A 4,896-nucleotide genomic window follows, 5' to 3' on the forward strand; every position below is an offset into this window, starting at 1 on the left:
TCGCCGTCGTCGCCCATACAAGCGTCATTGCCGTCGCCGCCCATCAAGGTGTCGTCGCCGCTGCCGCCCATCACGGTATCGTCGCCGTCGTCGCCCATACAAGCGTCATTGCCGTCGCCGCCCATCACGGTATCGTCTCCGGTGCCGCCCATCACGGTATCGTCGCCGTCGTCGCCATCGCAAACGTCGCTGCCTGCACCGCCGATCACGGTATCGTTATCTTTGCCGCCGTTAACGCTGTCGTTGCCGTCGCCGCCGCTAACGTTGTCGTTGCCCCGATCGCCCCTGACGGTATCGTTGCCTTCGCCGCCCTCGCACTTGTCGTCGCCTTTGCCGCCGTACACGCTATCGCTACCTGCGCCGCCGTCAACGTCATCATTTCCCTCGTTGCCGTTTACCCAGTCATCGCCCTCATCGCCAAAACAGGTATCTTGGTCGCTGCCGCCAAAAAGAGTATCGTTTTCTTTGCCGCCATAAACCTTGTCGTCGCCTTGGCCGCCCTCGCAAATATCGTTACCGCGATCGCCTCTGATTTCATCGTCATCATCGCCACCGTCGCAGTCATCGTCTTCTTTACCTCCGTAAAGCCGATCTTTGCCGCCGTTTCCTCTCATTCTGTCTCGGCCTTTGTTGCCGAATATCACCTCGTCGGCGCTGGTGCCGACAATTAAGTCATCGTCGTCGGTGCCTTCGAGTGTCTGGCGAACCCTGCCATCTTCTCCGTCATCTGTGCTGTCGGCACTTTCTTCGGGGATGCCGTTCAATTCACCAGTTGGGCTGTTTTCCTCAGCAGTTGTTTCGGATACGCCGTTAGACGGATTCGGAACTTGACCGTTACTGCTGCTACTGGTGTTTTGTGCGATCGCATCGTCAATTAACTTGGCTAAGTCGCTATCAGATTCGATCGCGGCGGCGCTGCGGAAAGTCGCTAGTCGATCGATCTCGCCGGCGGAAAGTCCGAACTCTGGTTCCTCGTCATCGAGGGCGATCGGTGCAAACAAACTGGTTTCTGTCGTGTCAGAAATTTGTGATATATCTCGATCGGGAAAAAGTGTTCCCGATACATTTTCCAACAACATTTCTTCTTCCATCGTTACTATTTTCTCCAAAAGATATGTGATTGTTAGAATCAGTTTATCAGCTAGGAGGATGCAGCAAAAGCAAGAAATTAGAATTTCATATTTTTTTGCTCTAGAGGCTGCTTTTCCTCTTTTCTGTTATAGATGCTATTAAAAATGCCAGAGTTTATTTTGCTGAGGCTGCGAGTTTCTTTTGGGCAATAACGCACAAAGATAATTCAGCCGTCACATACACCGCAAGTGCTGCACCGAAGTGCTGCTCGCTTTTGATGTTCTCCGTATTTTCTACAGTAAGCTGCACCGCAGTGCGTCTAACCGTAGATTTTCTACGTAATTTCTACAGTGACTAAGCAGAATTTCAACTTGCAACTCACAACTCCTAGATAACTACCCAAAACCTTTATCCCCCAAAATTTACCCTGGCTTTTTCTGCGATCGAGTCTGGTGCATTGAAGTTGTGTAACACTCCCAGCTCTGACAAATCCTTACCTGACTTAAGGATTTGAATGCTTTGTGTCAGTGACGGCGCGCTTTTAATTTTAGTTCCGGATGATTAATTACAAATTTAGATAGTTCGCTCCCGCAAATATTGGTTTTAATTTTCGGTTCGGCAATTCGATCTCGATCGATCCGCTCGGAGCGAACTTAAAAAATCTGTTGCTCAATGCAGGTACTATATTAACCTAAAACACATCTATCTTAAGACTGATTTAAAAAAAGCCTTTCCTGAAAGTTGGGTGATAAGTTAATCTAATGTCTGGCCCTAGGTAGCAGGTAATGAGTAATAGGTCGCTCGATCGCCAATTACCTTTTTCGCCATTACCCATTACCGCGCAGCCAAATCTACATTTTCCCGCAAATATCCAAAACACCTTATCGGCTTTGGCGGGCAGGAATTCGGGAAAGCCTCAAATCTCAAATCGACTGACGAGGGTTGGTTTTCTCGATCGTAAAAATGATTGTTGTCTGAGAGGACTGGAATAATTTTAGAGTTATTTTATTGTTAAAAATTATGCGTTGATTAACTTGATTTTTTTTACTTAATTTTAAGTTAATTAAGACAGTTACATAGGCAAAAGCATAATAACATAAAATGGGTAAAAAAGCAACCATCTATTAGGAATTATCGATAGTCGCTCGCTCGGCGACGATCCATCCCAAAAACGAGTACCGTACCACTGCTGTCGCGGACATCTCCAAGTTTTAGAAGAAAGTTCAAGCTCCCAAATTCAAAGCTGCAACTAAATCTGCAACGCCCCAATCTTCAATGCCCCGATCGACTGACAGATGACGGTTCCCGGCTTACGGATGAGGTTACGAGCTGACCAATTAATTAATTGACACAAAATCAAGATTTAAGATGGGGGGTTGGTGGTAGAGGATAAGCGGTAAGGAGAGTTCGGGCGCGATGGGGTCAAAAAAAAATTACTTAACTTTGCCTTTGATATTGCCCTGAAACCGGTTGGGTCGAGCTGAAGTAATCTTAATAAGAACTAGAGATCCGCCTGGTAAAGTACCTCCAATTTAACTTTACTCAGCAATGAAAAACTCAAGTTCCCGATGAACGTAAAGGGGTCTGCGGTAGAGGTGCAAAATGTCAAAAATAGCAAAATTGGAGAAAATTCCGGTTTCACTTAGCCACAGGGCAATTAAAACTAATAAACTGTTATTAAAGTACAAGTTTTATACCCTCAAAGTGTTTGAACAAATATATTTGAGCCCAGCGCTCGCCCGATCGGGGGAAGCGCATTCAAAAAGTTTCATTCAAAGAGTAAAAATCAGTTGGTGGGTCGCTATTGCTAGGTGCAAAAACGCAGGGAAATTCAGAATTGAGGCGGGAGGGCGCTAAATCGGTGAGCCAGGAATTTAAACTCTCAGTCACCCCAGTTGGGGACGATGAATATCTAGTGCGGACAGAAAAGGTTGCACCCGGTGTACCTTTGGCAGAACAACAAGTCCGCTGGCCGATCGACGAATGGCTGGCACTGTCTGCTCAACTGATGAACGACCCTTTGGTGGGCTTGCTCCAGGGAACTGGTACGGCCGATCGGGGAATGTCGCGATCGGGAAAACACTCAGCGCCGAATTTAGTAGCACTCGGGCAACAGTTATACAGCGGGCTATTTCAAGGAAACTTGCGCGATAGTTGGACTTGCGCTCAAGGCATCGCTCAGCACCGCCGAGAATTGCTGCAACTGCGGCTCGGACTCAAAGGCAGGCACTTGCCGCGGCTGCCGTGGGAAGTTCTGCACGCGGGCGATCGCCCTTTGGCAACAGGCACCGATGTCGTATTTTCCCGCTACCAACCTGGTACAAGTTTGTTCAAACAAACCCGGATACTGCCCAGCGGTGGGCCACTAAAAATTTTAATGGCGATCGCCTCTCCCAGCGATCGAGACAACTTGCAGCTTTCGCGAGAAGTGCTCCACCTGCAACAAGAACTGCAAAACCGCAGCGGCCACCCCCTCAAAAACAGCCCCCATTCTCCGGAAATTCAACTGACTATTCTCGAACATCCCGATCGAGAACAGCTTACCCAAGCCCTAGAACAAGGACAGTACCAAGTTCTGCACTACGCAGGCCACAGCAACTTAGGTTCCCGAGGTGGCGAACTCTATCTAGTGAGCCGCCGCACCGGCTTAACCGAAACCTTAAGCGGCGACGACTTAGCCGGATTGCTCGTCAACAACGGCATTCAAATGGCTGTGTTCAACTCCTGCCGCGGCGCTTACGGCAACCCCTCAGACATTACCGAGGACAGCCCGGAACGCAACTTAACCGAAGCTTTAGTCAAGCGAGGTATTCCAGCAGTGTTGGCAATGGCAGAAAGCATCCCCGACGATGTAGCCCTGACTCTGACGCGACTGTTTTACCGCAACCTCAATCAAGGCTATCCAGTCGATCTCAGCCTGAGTCGGGCCAGGGCCGGACTAATTTCTGCCTACGGTTCTCACCAGTTATACTGGGCTTTGCCGATTCTTTATCAGCATCCGGACTTTGACGGCTATCTGACCGGGGCCCCTGCTCAAAGCGCCGCATCCGTCCTAGGAGCGCAAATAATCGCGTCGGGAACGCCGTCGGCGGGCGCGTCGGGTACAGAATGGAAGGGGCCGTCTTCGCTCTCGGCGATCGCCCAATACCCGCCAAAGCCAGCCAATCAATTGGATGAGCCAGACAGTGATGAGGGCGAAGTCTGGGAATATAGTTCCGATCGACTAAAAGATCGTACTGATTGGGCCAACCCGAGCGATCGACCACCGGCTGCTAATTCACCGAACTCTATTGCCGATTCTGAGTCTGCGGTTATCGCCACAAATCCTGCCCCACAACAGGCTCAGAAAGCGTTAAAAAAACCGGGATTGCAAAAATATCTGGCGCTGACGCTTTGCTTGTTGCCCGTTGCTTTGAGTGCTGGCTTTTTTGGGTTGCGGTACTTGCAGCACCGAACCGCGAAACCGGAACAGTTACTGCCGGAGATACGGACTCCTCTGTCGCAAAATTACATCCAACACCAGCAATAAAAGCGATCGCCCGAAAAGTTGCCATTCCTGGACGCATCAAGACGTTCAAACCTTAGTTTCGACTTTGATCGAGCAACAAGTTTTTTAGTCTTGCTGCGGGTAACAAAAAGGATTTTCGTCGATTTTTTCAGGGTGGTTGACCTTCGGTGCGTCCAGGAGTCTTATCAAAAGTACGTTGCTCGATCGCAGGTAAAGACTTGTGCCGAGCGACCTGGTTTTGAGTCAAAATTTTAGTATTTGCGATTGGCGATTGGAGATTTTTGATCAAGAATGACTTATTGCATAGGGGTTGGGAG

The 4,896-nt window shown here is 49.2% G+C and carries 3 protein-coding genes; 1 reads left to right on the forward strand and 2 read right to left on the reverse strand.

All coding sequences use genetic code 11. The annotated features are described in order from the left end of the window. The coding region (locus IQ270_RS28105; RefSeq protein WP_305076232.1) for a calcium-binding protein at positions 1–1,091 on the reverse strand (1,091 nt) is incomplete at its 3' end. A 154-nt stretch (positions 1,092–1,245) separates the two neighbouring features. Further along, positions 1,246–1,380: a hypothetical protein gene (locus tag IQ270_RS32090; RefSeq protein WP_255532496.1), complete on the reverse strand. Its 135-nt coding sequence runs from the start codon at positions 1,378–1,380 to the stop codon at positions 1,246–1,248. A 1,552-nt stretch (positions 1,381–2,932) separates the two neighbouring features. Between IQ270_RS32090 and IQ270_RS28110 the strand changes: the two genes are divergently transcribed. Beyond that, positions 2,933–4,600: a CHAT domain-containing protein gene (locus IQ270_RS28110; protein ID WP_193976417.1), complete on the forward strand. Its 1,668-nt coding sequence runs from the start codon at positions 2,933–2,935 to the stop codon at positions 4,598–4,600. The last annotated feature ends 296 nt before the right edge of the window (positions 4,601–4,896 follow it).

It is taken from the genome of Microcoleus sp. LEGE 07076 (assembly GCF_015207455.1).
In the GTDB taxonomy this organism is placed as follows: Bacteria; Cyanobacteriota; Cyanobacteriia; order Cyanobacteriales; family Microcoleaceae; genus Microcoleus.